The sequence below is a fragment of the Promicromonospora sp. NPDC050262 genome (genome assembly GCF_040655935.1).
Classification (GTDB): Bacteria; Actinomycetota; Actinomycetes; order Actinomycetales; family Cellulomonadaceae; genus Promicromonospora.
On the sequence record NZ_JBFAKX010000025.1, the window covers coordinates 18,282 to 34,727 of the forward strand.

Here is a 16,446-nt window from a genome sequence, read left to right on the forward strand (position 1 = left end):
GACGGCGTCCTGCCCCGCGGTGTCTGGTCAGCCCGGCGTGACGCCGTAGTGCTCGCGGACCTCGCCGACGGTCGGCGGGCCGTTGAAGCCGAGGTCGTTCGCGCCCACGACGATCGAACCGTCCTCGTTCGAGTACTGCTGCGGGGTGGCCCAGGAGTCCTCGAGATCGCCCGCTGCGGCGATGGACCGCAGCACGCCGTCCATCACCTCGACGGCCTCGTCCTCGGTGGTCGCCGAGACCACCACGTCGCCGCGCTGCCAGCCGCCCCCGAAGTTGTCGCTGCACTCCCACTCGGCCGAGACCACGCCGGCGACCGACGTCGCCGCCTCGGCGAACGCCTCGGCGCACCGGTCGTTCGCCCCGGACGAGCACGCCGAGACGGGCAGCACCAGCGCCGCCGCCAGGACGGCGGGCAGGTACCGCGCTCGTTCGCGTCGCATCATCTCGCAGGTCCCTCTCCGTAGTGTTCCCGCACCTCGCGGATCGTCGGCACGCCCGAGAACCCGACAGCCCGTGCCCCGACGACGACCGAACCGTCCTCGTTCCGGTACTCCTGCGGTGTGGCCCAGCGCGGCTCCAGGCGCGGCTCCGCCGCGAAGGCACGGAGCAGCGCGTCCATGATCCCCACCGCCTCGTCCTGCGACGACGCCCGGAGCACCACCTTGCCGCGCTGCCAGCCGCCGCCGAACGTGTCGCTGCACTCGAACCGGGCCGACACCACGCCGTCCACGGCGAGCGCCGTCGCCGTGAGCAGCTCCTCGCAGTCGGGGTCGCGCGCCTTGCCCAGGCTGAGCAGCGCCGCGAGCCCGCCGCCGACCGGACCCGACTCCGAGAGCCGTGCCACGAGCCGGCGCCGGCGGCGCGCCCAGCCTGCGCCCATCAGTTCTTCCGGCCGACGTGGACGTCCTGCGCCGTCACGCTGGAGCCGTCGCCCGGCGAGGTCAGGAACCCGCTGTCGCGCAGCGACTGCTGGTAGGCCAGGTACCCGGGGTCCGTGCTGTTGGCCATCGAGTTCGGGTAGGCCTCGGCGTGGTCGTGGTTGGCCACGGCGTTGAAGGCGGAGCCCGGGTCGTCGAACGTGACGCTGGTGTGGTTGGCGCTCTCGTTCTGCCCGCCGGGCAGGAACGGGAACCGCGAGTCGCCGAGGTCCAGGCGCGGGACGACGTCGTGCTGGTGCTGCATCTCCAGCACGCTCACCGACGGGTCGATGTGCGCGCTGTCGATCGGCGAGCCGTAGGTCATCGCGTGGGTGACGTTGAACTCGCTCACGAACCCGGGATCGGACGTCAGGTCGGCCACCGTCATGCCGCCCTGCGAGTGGCCGACCATCATGACCTCGGCACCGGGCGGGATGTCCGCGTTCCGCATGGCGAGCATGACGGCCTCGCTCATGGTCGAGCGCGAGCCGCCCGCCGTGACCAGGTTGCCGGTCAGGTCCATGGGGTTGTCGCCGGCCGCGGGGTTCCACGCCTCGGTGCCGGGCACGTTGACGATGACCCGCGGGCCGTCGGGCCCCTCGATCGTCGTGATCCGGACGTTGCCGTCGCCGGCGTTGTACGAGTCGGTCACGCCGAGCGCGACATCCGAGATGCTGGAGGGCTCGCGCGGCGCGGCGACGCTCGTCGGCTCGCCCGCGTACGGGTCGCCGTCGTCGAAGACCTTCGGGTCCCACATGCCGCCCGTGGCGGTGGTGAGACCGGCGCCGACCGTCGCGCCCGCGAGCCGGATGCCGGAGGCGAGCACCTCCGTGGTCCGCGGCCACTCGCCGTCGAGGATCGCCCCGCCGGTGGCGTCCCAGAGCTGCAGGCCCGAGTCGCCCACGTTCTGGAACGCGCCGCCGATGGCGCTCGCGCGGTCGCCGAGCCAGCCCAGCGCGTCGGAGCCCCGGTCGCCCAGCCAGCCGAGGGCGTCGGAGCCCTTGTCGCCGATCCAGTCGACCGCGTTGCCGCCGGCGTCCCAGAGGTCGGTCGCGCGGTCGCCGATCCAGCCCGCGGCGTCCCCGGCCTTGTCTCCCACCCAGTCGACGGCGTCGCCGCCGGTGTCCCAGAGGTCACCGGCCTTGTCGCCGAGCCAGTCGAGCACGCCGCCGTCGTCGTCCCCGCCCGAGCTGCCCGACGCCTGCGTCGAGACCCCGGCGAAGCCGCCGCCGTCATACGTGTTCGAGGTCTGGTCCTGGGCGTCGGCGTTGGCCCGCGCGCGCTGCGCGTAGGTGGTCAGCGACTCCGCGACGGTCACGAGCATGGGGGCGTGCTGCGACTCCCACTCGTCCCGCATCTGCTCGACGTTGGGCCCTGCCCCGTCGAAGGACCAGACCGCGGCGGTGGTGACCTGCTTGACCGACTCCAGTGACGACGCGCCGTCGTCCAGCATCCGGGCGAGGGCACGTACCTGCTCCGGGTCCTGCCCCTGCATCGTGTCGCTCACCGGCCCGCCTCACCCTCGGCGTCGGTGCCCGTGCCGGCGGCCGGCGTGGTCGCGTCGACCGCGCCCACCAGGGCCCACTGGAGCTCGGCCGCGACCGACCCGGCAGGCCGCTCGACGGGCGCCGGCGCGCCGTCGTCGGTCCGCACGTCGAGCAGCTTGCCGTCCACCACGGACCAGAGCCGCGGCCACACCACCTGCGGCGCGTCCGACGTGCCCCACGCCTCGACGCTGACCTGCAGGTTCGCCTGCTCGTCGTCGAGCAGGCGGATCAGCTCGGCCCGATCCGCCACCGGGCCCGTGCCGGGCTCGGAACCCTGGGCGGGACCGGGCACGGCCGACGCCGGGGCCCGCAGGGCCTCGAACGGCGGCAGAGCGGCGGTCAGCGCGGGCCAGAGCTCGTCGGCCGTGGCGAACCGCAGCTCGGCACCGGGAGCCAGGAACGTCTCGCCGTCGCGCTCGGCGATCACCTGGATCACCAGCAGCACGCGGTCCCCGATCATCGTGAGCCGGGTCACGGTGCCGTTCGAGCCGGACGTGGAGATGAAGGTCGCCCGGACGGGCGCACCGAGGTGCTCGGCGAGCGCCGTGCCCACGGCCGTCGCCCCGCCGCCGTCCCGCGCCTCGGCCGTCACCGCAGCCCACTGTTTCGCGTCAAGCTCCAGAATCCGGCCGGCCATGCGCACTCCCTCGTCGACACCCGTCAGCAACCCTCGGCATACAGCAGCCGAACCGTATCCCCGGGCACGGGGCCCGTCCACGGCAGAACTGCCCATGGCCAAAGATCAGGTCAGGGCGTATCTTGCCCGGCCAGGGGTGTCCGGGCGAACCGGCGAGGTCCGGTCAGAAGGCCGGCTCACGAATGATCGGGCAGGTCATGCAGTGCCCGCCACCCCGCCCGCGGCCCAGCTCGGCACCCGTGATCTCGATGACCTCGATGCCCGCCTTGCGCAGCAGGTCGTTCGTGGTGGTGTTCCGGTCGTAGGTGAACACGACGCCCGGCTCCACCGCGACGGCGTTGTTGCCGCTGTCCCACTGCTGCCGCTCGGACTCGTAGACGTCGCCGCCGGTCTCGATCACACGCAGCTCGCCGAGCCCGGTCTCGCGGGCGACGACGTCCAGGAACGGGGTGCTGCCCTCGTCCGTGACGGCCACCTCCCCGCCGTCGCCGGGCCGCAGCACGAACGGGTGGATCGCCTCGACGATGCGCGGGTAGACGGTCACGGTGTCGACGTCGGCGAAGGTCATGACGGTGTCCAGGTGCATCGCCGCGCGCAGCTTGGGCATGCCCGCGACCACCACCTGCTGCGCCGCGCCGCCCTCGAACAGGGCCGCGGCGACCTGCGTGATCGCCTGCCGGGACGTGCGCTCGCTCATGCCCACCAGCACGGTGCCGTTGCCCACGGGCATGACGTCCCCGCCCTCCAGCGTCGCGCGCTGGTGGTCGGTCTCCGGGTCGCCCCACCAGACGGTGGACCCCACGAAGTCGGGGTGGAACTCGTAGACGGCCTTCATGAGCAGCGTCTCGTCGTGCCGGGCCGGCCAGTACAGCGGGTTGAGCGTCACGCCGCCGTAGAGCCAGCAGGTCGTGTCGCGCGTGAACAGCGTGTTGGGGACCGGTGCCATGAGGTACTCGCGGGCGTCCTGCGTGTACTCGGCGAGCGACCGGTAGGCGGCCGGCAGGTCGGGCACGTCATGGGTGGCCAGGCCGCCGATCAGGTGCTCGGCGAGCTGCTCCGGGGGCAGCCCCTCCAGGAAACCCCGGGTCGCGTCGATCAGGCCCGGCCCGACGATGCCGGGGACGATCTTGCGGTCCAGCAGCCAGTCCCGGGCGCCGGGCACCCGCAGGGTCGCGGCGAGGACGTCGTGCAGCTCGACCACGTCGACGTCGCGCGCCCGCAGGTCCGCGACGAACGCGGCGTGGTGCTCGATCGCCCGGTCCACCCACAGCACGTCGTCGAACAGCAGGTCGTCCGAGGTGGTGGGCGTCAGGCGCCGGTGCGCGAGCCCGGGCCGGCAGACCAGCACCTTGCGCAGGCGCCCGACCTCCGAGTGCACACCGTAGGCAGCCGAAGGAAGGGTCGTGCCGCCGCTCTGGATCGTCATGGTCTTCCCTTTCAGACGGAGATCGCCTTCAGATGGAGATCGCGCCCGTGGCGAGCGCGACGACGCCGATCACCGCGCCGATCACCGACACGACGAAGATCACCAGCTCGCCCCGGCCGAACACGCGCCGGCCCTGCTCGCGCCGGGTCATCGCGAACAGGATGGTCGCCGGGGCGTAGATCACGAACGACAGCAGCACGAACGTCAGCCCGGCCGCGAAGAGGAGGAACGCGGTGTAGAGCACGGCCAGGCTCGCGATGACGAGGTCGACGGCGGTGCGGGTGCCCTCCGCCGGCCCGCCGCGGCCCAGCGCGAGCTTGAGCGCGAAGCCCGCGGCCAGCAGGAACGGGATGAGGGAGAGCGCGCTGGTCAGGTCCAGCGCGAAGGTGAACGCGTCGTCCGACAGCAGCGTGATGAACAGGACCACCTGGATCAGCGCGGTCGTCAGGAGGAGCGCGGCGCGGGGCACGTCGTTCGCGTCCGACGTCGCGAGGAACCGCGGCATGTCCCGGTCCTTGGCCGCGACGTACAGCACCTCGGACGACATGAGGGTCCACGCGAGGTAGGCGCCGAGCACCGACACGATCAGGCCGACGCTCACGAACACGGCACCCCAGCCGCCGACGGCCGCCTCGAGCACGCCCGCCATCGACGGCTGACGCAGCTGCGCGAGCTCCTCCATCGGCAGGATCCCGTACGACACGATCGTCACCGAGGCGAAGATCGCGAGCACCATGAGGAAGCCCAGGACGGTCGCCCGGCCGACGTCCTCCCGGCGACGCGCGTGCCGGGAGTAGACGCTCGCGCCCTCGACGCCGAGAAAGACGAACACCGTGGCCAGCATGGTGCCGCGCACCTGGTCGAACAGCGGGCCGGTGATGCCGTAGCCCTCGAAGTTGTCCGCGAGCACCTGCGGGTCGAGCAGGAACGCCGTGATGAGCACGAACACGATGATGGGCACCAGCTTGGCGACGGTGACGATGCGGTTGATCGCCGTCGCCTCCTTCACCCCGCGGCGCACGAGGAGGTAGAACAGCCACACGCAGGCCGAGGACGCGACGAACGCGACCACGGTGTCGCCCTCGCCGAGCACGGGCAGCACGGCGCCCAGCGTGGACATGATGAGGATCCAGTAGGTGACGTTGCCGACGCAGGCGCTCGCCCAGTAACCGAACGCCGAGAAGAAGCCGAGGTACTCGCCGAACCCGGCCTTCGCGTACGCGTAGACCCCGGAGTCGAGGTCGGGCTTGCGGATCGCCAGGCGCTGGAAGACGAAGGCGAGCATGAGCATCCCGGTGCCGGCCACCGTCCAGGAGATGAGCGCCCCGAGCACCCCGGTCTCGCCGGCGAACCGGCTGGGCAGCGAGAAGACACCCGCGCCGACCATGGAGCCGACCACCATGGCGGTCAGCGTGGCCACGCTGATCTTCGCCGTGCGGCCCTGCGTGCTGCTCTCCGACTGCTGCGCCATCGCGAGACCCCCATGCGGTCGAGCACGGTCCGGTTGCCCGGTTCACGTCTCCGGCCGCATCGAGCCCCCGCGATGCCACCGGCTCAGCAATTACATACCTGGGGTAAGAAGTCGGCAAAAGATACGCCAGGAGGTACATGGTGGCCGCACCGTCGCGGCACCGGGGGGACCGTGAGAGCCGCCACAACCCGACGACCCGGGCGCCCACGGATGGAACAATGGCACCGTGACCTCAGTCCTCGACACGACCACCCAGGCGCCCCCAGCCCCCGGCGGGACGTCGGGCACACCGCTGCTCGCGCCCCTCCAGATCGGGCCCATCACCGTGCGCACGCCCGTGGTGCTGGCGCCCATGGCGGGGGTGACCAACCGCGCCTTCCGCACCCTGTGCCGCGAGGCGGGGCAGTCGGCCGGTTTCGACCCGGGCCTGTACGTCGCGGAGATGGTCACCAGCCGCGCGCTGGTGGAGCGCAACGTCGAGGCCCTGCGGATCGTCACGTTCGGCGCGGACGAGACCCCGCGGTCCGCGCAGGTGTACGGCGTGGACCCGGCCACCGTGGGCGCCGCCGTGAAGATCATCGCGGGCGAGGACCGCGCCGACCACGTCGACCTCAACTTCGGCTGCCCGGTGCCCAAGGTGACGCGCAAGGGCGGCGGCGCCGCGCTGCCGTGGAAGCGCCAGCTCTTCACGGACATCGTCAAGGCGGCGGTCGAGGCGGCCGAGCCGCACGGCGTGCCCGTCACGGTCAAGATGCGCAAGGGCATCGACGACGACCACCTGACGTACCTGGAGGCGGGCCGGATCGCGGAGTCGCTCGGCGCCGCCGCCGTCGCGCTGCACGCCCGCACTGCCGCCCAGCACTACTCCGGCCAGGCCGAGTGGGAGGCCATCGCGCGCCTCAAGGAGGCCGTGCGGACCGTGCCGGTGCTCGGGAACGGCGACATCTGGTCCGCCGAGGACGCGCTGCGCATGGTCGAGGAGACCGGCGCCGACGGCGTCGTCGTGGGCCGGGGCTGCCAGGGCCGCCCCTGGCTGTTCGCGGACCTCGCCGCCGCGTTCAACGGCTCGGAGCTGCGCGTGCGGCCCGGCCTGCGCGAGGTCGCCGACACGATCTACCGGCACGGCCTGCTCATGGTCGAGTACTTCGACGGCGACGAGGGCAAGGCCATGCGCGACCTGCGCAAGCACATGGCGTGGTACCTCAAGGGATACGCCGTGGGCGGCGAGAAGCGGCACTCCCTCGCGCTGATCGACACCCTGGCCGAGCTGCGCGAGCGGCTCGACGCCCTGGACCTGGACGCCCCCTACCCCGGGGACGACGCCGAGGGCCCGCGCGGCCGTGCGGGCTCCCCCAAGACCCCGCACCTGCCGTACGGCTGGCTCGACTCCCGGGAGCTGTCCGAGGAGTTCGAGGCCAAGCTCCGCGAGGCGGAGCTGAGCGTCAGCGGCGGCTAGCACTCCCCCGGCCGCGGGTGGTCCTCGCCCGTCCGATACGCTCCTCCCGTGCTGTCCGCCGTGGTCCGACGTGTCCGAGTACCTGAGGTCAGGCCCTCCACCGCCGACGACCCGCCCGAGATCGGCGGCTACGAGATCCGGGGACGGCTGGGCCAGGGCGGCATGGGCGTGGTGTACCTCGGGGCCACCCGCAGCGGCCGCCTGCTCGCGATCAAGGTGATCCACCCGGAGCGCACGGGCGAGAGCGAGTTCCGGACCCGGTTCCGCCGTGAGGTGTCGGCCGCGACACGGGTGCGCAGCCGCCGCACGGCCGCCGTCGTCGACTTCGACGTCGACGCGGCCACGCCCTGGCTCGCCATCGAGTACGTGGCCGGGCCCACGCTGGCACAGGCCATCGCCGAGCTGGGGAGCCTGCCCGAGGAGGCCGTCTGCGAGCTCGTCGCCGGTCTCGCCGAGGCCCTCGACGCCGTCCACCGTGAAGGGCTCGTCCACCGCGACGTCAAGCCCACCAACGTGCTGCTCGGCCCCGACGGCCCGGTGCTGATCGACCTCGGCGTGGTCGCCGACTCCGACGCCACCTCGCTGACCACCACGGGAGTCCAGCCGGGGACGCCCCAGTTCATGTCGCCCGAGCAGGCCCGCGGCGAGGCCGTCACCACCGCCACCGACGTGTGGTCGCTCGGCGCCGTCACCCACCTCGCGGCGACCGGGACCCCGCCGTTCGGGACGGGCAGCCTGGCGACGGTCACCTACCGGATCGTGCACGAGCCACCCGCCCTCGACGCGGTGCCGCCCGGCCTGCGCGGCCTGGTGGCGGCGTGCCTGGCCAAGGACGCCGGCGCGCGCCCGACGACGGCGGCGGTGCTCGCCTCTGTCGCCCACCTGCCGTACGTCGAGGCCGAGGTCACGGGGCTGACGAGCTCTGGCCTGGCCGGCGCGGACACGGTGCTGGGCGCGGCGTCGGCGCCGGGCGCCGCGTCGTCGGATCCCCCGCCCACGCCGGGCCGGATCCGCCGCCGGGTCCTGACCGGCCTGGTCGCGCTGGGCCTGGTGCTGGTCGGCGGCGGGGCCGCGGCGGCCCTGGTGCACTTCCTGGGCCCCGACGACACGCCCACCACGCCCCAGGCCGCGGGGTCCGCGCCCGCGGAGCCCTCCGCCACGCCGAGCCCCAGCCCGAGCGCGGAGGAGCCGTCGCAGAAGCCGTCGGCGTCGCCCAGCGCCCCGGCCGCCACGCCCGTCGACGAGCAGGACGCCGGGCCCGCCGACGAGGAGCAGGCCGCCGCCCTCGCCCAGTTCCGACCGGGCACCGTGTCGATCCCCGCACAGGTCCAGGTGGGCCAGAAGATCACCGCGTGGCCGAAGGGCTGGACGCCGCAGCCGGCCAGTACCGCGTGCGTGTGGAGCATCGGCGGCGAGGAGCGGGACAACCTCGGTTCGTGCAGCTACACCGTCGCGCTCGGCGACGTGGGCAAGCCGGTCCAGGTCCGGCTGACCGCGACCCGGTCGGGGTACGCCGAGGCCGCGGTGCTCTCCGACGCCACCGGCACGGTGCCGCAGCCGTCCGTGCCGCAGCCGAGCTGCTCGGTCCGCATGGACCCCGGCAAGGTGAACTCCGGCTGGATGACCTACTGCGAGGTCGACCAGGACCCCGACGTCACCTACACGTGGTCCTGGGTCGACGTCACCCGTGACGAGACCATCAGGTGGGGGAACTACCCGCCCGGCCGGCGCATCTGGATCGGCGGCGGCCGGGCCGGTCACCAGGCGAGGGTGACGGTGACCGCGGAGCGGGAGGGCTACCGCTCGGCCGAGTTCGGCACGAACTTCACCCTGCCTGACGAGTGGGTCCCCGCCGGCTGACCTCGCCTCACGACCAGCCCGGCGGCGGGACCCGCCCCATGATCGACGCCGCCATGACGATCCCCGGCTCGTCCCGGCCGGATGCCGGCTCGCGGTCCCGCAGCAGTGCCGCGCCGTCCCGCGCCCAGGTGAGGCCGGGCCGGCCGGACGCCGCCCGGTACAGCGCGTCCAGATGGTCCGGGTGGCGCTCGGCGAGCAGGGCCAGCACCCAGGACGGCGCGTCGGGGTCGGCCAGCACCTGCGCCAGCCGCCGCGGCTTCCACGGCAGGAGCGGCGCGGTGTGCACCTCGCGGAGCTGCGCGTACCAGTCGAGCAGCCGCAGCCCCTTGACGGGGTGGTGCACCAGGGCGAACGTCGCGTCGTCGGGGTCGGCCGCGTCGTCGGGCAGCCAGCGCTCGTCGCGGAGCGCGCCGAGCAGCGCGAACTCCTCGGCCGGGGCGCCGACCCGGTCCTTGAACCGCAGGCAGCAGTCCACGACGTGCGACGCCGTACCCTCCACGACGACGTCCCCGAACAGGTCGAGGAAGGCCCGGTGGTGGTCGGCGACGAGCTCGCGGGCGCGGGCCAGCGTGCGCGGGTTGCGGAAGGCGGGGCACGGCGACGACGTCAGCAGCGTCACGACGCCGTGCACGACGCCCTCGATGGCGTCCGGCGGGAAGACCGCCGGGGTGCCCGCGAAGATCCAGACCGCCCCGACGGGCAGCACGCGCCCCGACAGCGGCAGGCCGGGCACGAGGGCCACCGCGCGGATCTCGGAGCGTCCCGTGAACACCCGGTAGTCCAGGTCGTCCTCCAGGTTGTGCAGCACCACGTGCTCGTCCACCAGGTCGGTCACGATGAAGTGGCCGAGCACCCCGCCGTCGTGCCACTGCTCCAGGAGCGCACGCTCGGCGGCGTCGACGACGAGGCCGGCCGGGGCGGCGCCGTCGTCCTCGAGGCCCTCGCCAGGCCCGTGGACCGTGCGCGAAGGAGCCTCGCCGAGGAGCCGGCGGACCAGGGACGCGCGCTCCTCCCGCGACCCCGCATGCACGAGCAGGTCCGTCGCGCAGTCCCGGGTGACGGCGTCGTACCGCTCGGGGTCGACCTCGTCCGCGGGCACGAGGGACTCGGACCGGACGTACGCGACGAGGCGCTCGACCGCCGCCGCGTTGGCGGGCCGCAGCACGTGCGCGGTCAGGCGCCCGGCGAGCCGGGCGGCGAGGTCGAGCCGGTCGCGCAGGCTGAGCCCGTCGAGCGGGCCGACGGCGGTGGTGGTCGGCGTGGACCGAAGTGATGAACTCATAGGGATATCATTCGGCACGAACATCTATCGCGCTCCGCCATGAGGCGTCATTGTGGATAACTGTGAGCCCTTATCGACCAGCTTGCCCGGCCCGCGAACAGGTCGTTCGATAAAAGATTGAGGTCGATCTTCGGCGTGAAGAGCGCATAGGACGCAAAGTAGACGAAGATCAGCCTTGCACCACCCCACCGTCCTCACCTGTTCTGACCGAAAGGGACCTACCCAACATGGCATCGGAGAAACGTCCCCGACGCGTTCCGGCGGTCATCGCCGACACGCGGAGGAACCCGGGCTTCGCCCTGGGTGCCTTCGGGCTCTCGGCCTGGGCCTACATCGGCATGTCGCACACGATCGCTGCCTATGAGGGCCCCCGGCTCGGCTACGCCCTCGGCGTCGCCTACGAGGCACTGGTGATCGGCCTCGCCTGGGAGGGGCGCCGCCGGGCCGACCGCGCGCTCGAGACCGGCCGCCCGGTGTCCGGGCACGCCCGCTGGCTCGGCGGCGCGATCGTCGTCGGCATCCTCTCCGGCGCGCTCGCCGCCTGGCACGGCTGGCTGCTCGGGGAGGGCATCTTCGCCATCTCCCGCGCCGTCGCGCCCGTCCTCGCCGCCGTCGCGGTCCACCTCTTCTTCCAGTCGGCCTCCAGCTCGCGCGCCCTCGACCGGGCCGCGCAGATCCACAACGACCGGCAGACGGCCGTGCTGGACATGCTCGACGCGGTGCGGCTCGCGCAGATCGCCCCCGACGAGGAGCGGGCGGCCCGCATCGCCGACGTGAACGCCGCGGTGGGCCGGGTCCACCGTCACGTGCCCGCGGCCGTGACCGCGGAGGTGACGCGTCCGCACCTGGAGTCGGAGCGCACGATCCGCGACGTGGTCCAGGAGGCCGCGACGCTGGCCGGCGAGTGGATGCCGGAGCCCAACGCACCCCGGCGGACGCCGGAGGAGGCGGCCGCCAGCGGCGCCGCCCTGGCGGAGATGGTGCTGCCGAAGCTCGTCCTGCCCATCAACCCGGAGGACGGGACCCTGGTCGACCCGGTCGAGGCCGACAGCACCGCCGACACCCCGCCGGCCGACGCCGGGACGATCAGCGCCGAGCGGCTGCACCTGGAGGACAAGTACGCGCCCGTGAAGCCGGACCGGACCGCCGTGCCGGTGAGCCCGCCCGCCGAGGCGCCCGCCGCCGACTGGGAGGACCTCTCCCCCGAGGTCGCGCCGACCCCGGCACCGGCGCCCGTCACCGCGCCTGCCCTCGTCGCCGCGCCCGCGGAGCCGGCGCCGGCCCTCACCACGGCGCAGATCAGCGAGATCCGCGTGCTCCGGTGGGCGCAGAACCTCAGCATCGAGGAGGTCGCGGCACGCCTCGACGTCCCCATCGCCTCGGTGAACCGGTACGCCCCGAGCACCGACCCGACGACCGAGACCGGTTCCCTCATGGCGATCCCGGCCGCCGTCTCCTGAGCGGCTCCTGATCGGGAGCACGACGACGGCCCGGCCCCACGCGTCAGCACGCGTGAGGCCGGGCCGTCTCCGTCGCCGCGCCCGTCAGCCGAAGTTGACGCCCTGCGCCAGCGGCAGCTCCGTGGAGTAGTTCACCGTGTTGGTCGCGCGGCGCATGTACTGCTTCCACGCGTCCGACCCGGACTCGCGGCCGCCCCCGGTCGACTTCTCGCCGCCGAACGCGCCGCCGATCTCCGCGCCCGAGGTGCCGATGTTGACGTTCACGATGCCGCAGTCGGAGCCCACCTCGGACAGGAAGGTCTCGGCCTCGCGCACGTCCAGCGTGAAGATCGACGACGACAGGCCCTGCGGCACGTCGTTGTGCACGGCGATCGCCTCGGACAGCTCCGAGTACGTCAGCACGTACAGGATCGGCGCGAACGTCTCGCGCTTGACCACGTCGGCCTGCTCCGGCATGCGCACGATCGCCGGGTGCACGTAGGCCGCGTCCTCCGCGCCGGGCACGTCCACGGTCGTGCCACCCACGACGAGCTCGCCGCCCGCCGTCACGGCCTCGTCGATCGCGGCCAGCATGCGGTCGCGCGCGGCGGCGTCGACCAGCGGGCCCACCAGCGTGCCGTCGGTGCGCGGGTCGCCCACGGGCAGGCCGGTGTAGACCTTCGCGAGCCGCGCCACGACGTCGTCCACGATCGACTCGTGCACGATCAGGCGGCGCAGCGAGGTGCAGCGCTGACCGGCCGTGCCGGCGGCGGCGAACACCGCGCCGCGCACCGCGAGGTCGAGGTCCGCCGACGGCGCGACGATCGCACCGTTGTTGCCGCCCAGCTCCAGCAGGTACCGGCCGCCACGGGCCGCGACGACGGGCGCGACCTGCTGGCCCATCCGCTCCGAGCCGGTCGCGGACACGAGCGCGACGCGGGGGTCGGCCACGAGCGCCTCACCGGCCTCGCGGTCGCCGAGCAGGAGCTGCGAGACGCCCGCCGGGAACCCCGCCTCGGCCAGCGCCCGGTCGAGCAGCGCGGAGGCGCCGACCGCGGACAGCAGGGTCTTCTCGCTCGGCTTCCACACCACGGTGTCGCCGCAGACCAGCGCGACGGCCGTGTTCCAGGACCACACCGCGACCGGGAAGTTGAACGCGCTGATCACGCCGACCACGCCCATCGGGTGCCACGTCTCCATGAGGCGGTGGCCGGGCCGCTCCGACGGCATGGTGCGGCCGCCCACCTGGCGCGACAGCCCGACGGCGAAGTCGCAGATGTCGATCATCTCCTGGACCTCGCCCAGGGCCTCGCTGGTGATCTTGCCCGCCTCGATGGTGACGAGCTCCGCGAGGTCGGCCTTGTGCTCGGTGAGCAGCTCGCCGAGGCGCTTGACGACCTGCCCGCGCACCGGAGCCGGCACGGAGCGCCACGTGGTGAAGGCCTCGGCGGCCTCGCCGACGGCGATGGCGGCCTCGGCGGCACCGGCGCGGTGCAGCTCCAGCAGCGGCTGCCCGGACAGCGGCGACACGACGGGCAGGCCCGTCCCGGTGGGCACCGTGGCGCCCAGCCGCTCCAGCGCGGCCAGGGCGGCGTCGTGCAGCTCGGTCGTCAGCGGGCTGTGGGTGGTGGTGCTGGTCATCGCGGTGCTCCCGTTGTGCGGTGGGTGGTGGTGAGGGTGGCCGGGTCGACGCCGAGGGTCTCGGCGGCGGCGGTCAGGGACCTGGCCACCTGGTCGGCGTACAGGTCGAAGGGGTCGTTCAGCTCGCGCCCGAGCGCGCCCGCCATCCAGTCGGCGTCGCGGTCGGTGCCCTCCTGGCTGGCGTCCTTGGCGCCGTCGGACGTGAGGTTGGACTGGAAGATCCCGGCCGCCGAGCGCGGCAGGAAGTCCTCGTAGACGATCGGCTCGCGCACGACGCCGGTGCCGGACGGGTCCACCTCGTAGGTGAACCAGCCGAGCTCCTGGTCGGCCAGCGCGGCCTCGGTCGTGGGGAAGGTCTTCTGCCAGACGGCGCGGGCGAGCTGCTGGCGCTGCGCCTCGGCGAAGCCGGCGTCGCCGGCGCGAGCCGCGGCGGCGGCCTCGTCGATCTCGACCACCGCGGCGTCGTACGCGGCGCGGCCCGCGCGGGTCAGCGCGATGCCGCGGGCCTCGACCTCGCCGAACCGCACGCGCAGGGAGTCGCTGACGATCTCGCCGTCGGCCGTGCGGAAGGTCCGGGGCTCGGCGAGCGCGCGGAACGACGTCTGCCGCAGCAGCACGTCCGGGCCCTCCCAGCGGGGCGGGCCCTGGATCGCGTCGATCATCGTGATGCCGCGGGCCTCCATGCGCGCGTACAGGTCGTCGATGTCCAGCACGCGGGGCGTGAGGTGGTTGATGTGCGTGGAGGCGATGCCGCCGATGTCGGCGGCGACGGCGCTGACCGCCTCCAGCTCGCGGTACCAGGCCTGGTCCACGGGCTCGCGGGACAGCTCGAACGCCTCGGTCGCCAGCCGCAGGAACTCCGTGGCCTGGTCCCCGGGCAGGCCGCCGTCGGCCTCCGCGCGGTCCGCGAGGGCGAGCAGCTCGGGGCCGAACAGGGTGCGGGCGCCGAGGAAGTTCTCCAGGCGCTGCTCCAGGTCGGCCGTGAAGAAGCGGCGGTCGGCGGGCACCAGCATCGAGGTGAACACCCGGAAGGGGTTGCGGGCCAGCTCGGCCCGCTCGACCGGGCGGAACGCCGTGGAGATGACGGGCACGGAGCTGGAGGACGCGTCCCGCAGGTCGTAGAAGCCGACCGGCTGCATGCCCATCGCGCCGAAGACCCGGGCGACCTGCGCCATCTCGGTGGGGGTGCCCACCCGGATCGCGCCGTGCCGCTCCGCCGTGACGCGCGAGATGGAGCCGAGCCGTTCGGCGTCCGCCCCGTGCTGCGCCACGAAGTCGGCGTTGACCTCGTGCGACACGTCGAGCAGCGTGGTGTAGGCGGGAACCTCCTTGCCGTACATGTCCGAGAGGCTGCGCGCGAACGCGGCCCTCAGCTGCCAGGGCTCGAGGAACGTCGGTGCCGACATCGATCTCTCCTTGCCTTCAGATGATGTTCGCCTCGGGGCCTCGTCGCCCCGGGCGCGTGCTGCGAGCGTTCGTGGCGCTCGCCGTGGGTGGGGTGGGGTCGTCGTCGTCCGTCGCGAACCGGTCCGCGCCGAACCCGGACACGTCGATCCGCGGCGTGCGGCCGGCGTACAGGTCGCGCACCACCTCGCCCACGGCGGGGGCCTGGAGGAAACCGTGCCCGGAGAAGCCCGTGGCGTACAGCACGCGGCCGGGCACGCCGGTGGCCTCGCCGATCAGGGCGTTGTGGTCGGGCGTCATCTCGTAGAGCCCGGCCCAGCCGCGCGCGACGGGCACGTCGTCCAGCCCGGGCGCGCACGCGCCGATCGCGCCGCGCAGCAGCGGCAGCCAGCCCGGGTCGTAGGTGCGCTCGAACGCGATCGGCGTGGCCGGGTCCGCGATGCCGAGCAGCAGGCCGCCGGGCTCGGCGTTGTGGAAGTAGAACGTGGTGCCGTAGTCGATGGTGAACGGGATGCGGGGCGGCGCCGGGTCCAGCCGCGGCGTGAACCCGATCTGCCGCCGGTAGGGGTCGACCGGCAGGTCGAAGCCCGCCTTCGTGGCCAGGTCCCGGGTCCAGGCCCCGGTGCACAGCACGACGGCGCCGGTGCGCACGCGGCCCTGGCTGGTCCAGACGGCGACCACGGCGTCGCCCCGCGTCTCGACGTCGGTCACGGTGACGTGGGTGCGGACCGTGGCGCCGTGCCGCTCGGCGCCGTCCGCATAGCCTTCGACCACGGCCTTCGGGTGCGCGAACCCGTCGCGCGCGGCGTAGGCGGCCCCGGCGTAGCGGTCGGCGTCGACGTACGGGTTGAGCCGGCGGACCTCGTCGTGGCCGAGCATGCGGCTGGCCACGCCGCGCTCGTTCTGCATGGCCACGGACTCCTCGAACAGCGCGACGTCGTCGGCGGTCGGCAGGAGGAACAGGTAGCCGGGCTGCTGCAGCCCGATGTCCGCGCCGGGACGCGCGGCGAAGTCCTCGTACAGGTCCAGGCTGCGGTTGCCGAGGTCGACGTTGGCGGGGTCGGAGAACTGGGCGCGCACTCCCCCGATCGGCTTGCCCGAGCTGCCCGAGGCGAGCTCGTCGGCCTCCAGGAGGAGCACGTCGACGCCGTCCTCGGCCAGGTGGAACGCCACGGACGCGCCGAGCGCGCCGCCGCCGACCACGACGACGTCGGCGCGCGCGGGCAGCCGTCCCCGACGGTCCGCGGGGCGCCGTACTGAGGTCATGCACGCATCCTGCCACGGGCTCCGGCCGGAAATGGCCGACACCGGAATTGTTCTTGCGAGACGGGCCCGACCCGGGGGAATCAGGTGCCGATCGGGGCC

The 16,446-nt window shown here is 73.6% G+C and carries 13 protein-coding genes; 3 read left to right on the top strand and 10 right to left on the bottom strand.

All coding sequences use genetic code 11. The annotated features are described in order from the left end of the window. Positions 1 to 27: 27 nt before the first annotated feature. The 6 genes from AB0I29_RS25245 to AB0I29_RS25270 all read right to left on the bottom strand — a co-directional run bounded on the left by AB0I29_RS25245 (position 28) and on the right by AB0I29_RS25270 (position 5,999). Positions 28 to 444, bottom strand: a complete 417-nt coding sequence (locus AB0I29_RS25245) for a hypothetical protein (RefSeq protein ID WP_357486763.1) — start codon at positions 442 to 444, stop codon at positions 28 to 30. Then, positions 441 to 881, bottom strand: coding sequence for a hypothetical protein (locus tag AB0I29_RS25250; RefSeq protein ID WP_285107381.1), 441 nt, complete (start codon positions 879 to 881; stop codon positions 441 to 443). The genes AB0I29_RS25245 and AB0I29_RS25250 overlap by 4 nt, the downstream gene beginning before the upstream one ends. After that, positions 881 to 2,425, bottom strand: a complete 1,545-nt coding sequence (locus tag AB0I29_RS25255; RefSeq protein WP_357486765.1) for a hypothetical protein — start codon at positions 2,423 to 2,425, stop codon at positions 881 to 883. The genes AB0I29_RS25250 and AB0I29_RS25255 overlap by 1 nt, the downstream gene beginning before the upstream one ends. Then, complete coding sequence (locus AB0I29_RS25260; protein ID WP_285107378.1) at positions 2,422 to 3,102, bottom strand: hypothetical protein; 681 nt, start codon at positions 3,100 to 3,102, stop codon at positions 2,422 to 2,424. Before AB0I29_RS25260 ends, AB0I29_RS25255 begins: the two co-directional genes overlap by 4 nt. Before the next feature lie 163 nt (positions 3,103 to 3,265). Then, entirely contained in the window at positions 3,266 to 4,528 is a 1,263-nt protein-coding gene (locus AB0I29_RS25265) for an arginine deiminase (RefSeq protein ID WP_357486768.1), read from the bottom strand. 28 nt (positions 4,529 to 4,556) lie between these two features. Then, positions 4,557 to 5,999: a basic amino acid/polyamine antiporter gene (locus tag AB0I29_RS25270; RefSeq protein ID WP_357486770.1), complete on the bottom strand. Its 1,443-nt coding sequence runs from the start codon at positions 5,997 to 5,999 to the stop codon at positions 4,557 to 4,559. A gap of 292 nt (positions 6,000 to 6,291) precedes the next feature. On the opposite strand from AB0I29_RS25270, the gene dusB reads away from it, so the two are divergent. Beyond that, complete coding sequence (dusB, locus tag AB0I29_RS25275; RefSeq protein WP_285107407.1) at positions 6,292 to 7,455, top strand: tRNA dihydrouridine synthase DusB; 1,164 nt, start codon at positions 6,292 to 6,294, stop codon at positions 7,453 to 7,455. 48 nt (positions 7,456 to 7,503) lie between these two features. Next, on the top strand, positions 7,504 to 9,315 hold the full coding sequence (locus tag AB0I29_RS25280; protein WP_357486772.1) for a serine/threonine-protein kinase: 1,812 nt from the start codon (positions 7,504 to 7,506) through the stop codon (positions 9,313 to 9,315). A gap of 7 nt (positions 9,316 to 9,322) precedes the next feature. On the opposite strand, the gene AB0I29_RS25285 is transcribed toward AB0I29_RS25280, so the two are convergent. Continuing rightward, complete coding sequence (locus tag AB0I29_RS25285; RefSeq protein ID WP_285107371.1) at positions 9,323 to 10,597, bottom strand: hypothetical protein; 1,275 nt, start codon at positions 10,595 to 10,597, stop codon at positions 9,323 to 9,325. A 227-nt stretch (positions 10,598 to 10,824) separates the two neighbouring features. On the opposite strand from AB0I29_RS25285, the gene AB0I29_RS25290 reads away from it, so the two are divergent. Further along, entirely contained in the window at positions 10,825 to 12,057 is a 1,233-nt protein-coding gene (locus tag AB0I29_RS25290) for a hypothetical protein (RefSeq protein ID WP_357486774.1), read from the top strand. 84 nt (positions 12,058 to 12,141) lie between these two features. On the opposite strand, the gene AB0I29_RS25295 is transcribed toward AB0I29_RS25290, so the two are convergent. The 3 genes from AB0I29_RS25295 to AB0I29_RS25305 are packed head-to-tail and all read right to left on the bottom strand — an operon-like array spanning position 12,142 to position 16,347. Further along, positions 12,142 to 13,677, bottom strand: coding sequence for an aldehyde dehydrogenase family protein (locus tag AB0I29_RS25295; RefSeq protein ID WP_357486776.1), 1,536 nt, complete (start codon positions 13,675 to 13,677; stop codon positions 12,142 to 12,144). Further along, the gene (locus AB0I29_RS25300) at positions 13,674 to 15,083 is read right to left on the bottom strand and encodes a VOC family protein (protein WP_357486778.1); all 1,410 of its coding nucleotides are present in this window, start codon (positions 15,081 to 15,083) and stop codon (positions 13,674 to 13,676) included. The genes AB0I29_RS25295 and AB0I29_RS25300 overlap by 4 nt, the downstream gene beginning before the upstream one ends. A gap of 16 nt (positions 15,084 to 15,099) precedes the next feature. Further along, positions 15,100 to 16,347 (bottom strand): FAD-binding oxidoreductase, encoded by a 1,248-nt coding sequence (locus AB0I29_RS25305; protein WP_357486780.1) that lies wholly within the window; start codon positions 16,345 to 16,347, stop codon positions 15,100 to 15,102. Positions 16,348 to 16,446 lie beyond the last annotated feature (99 nt).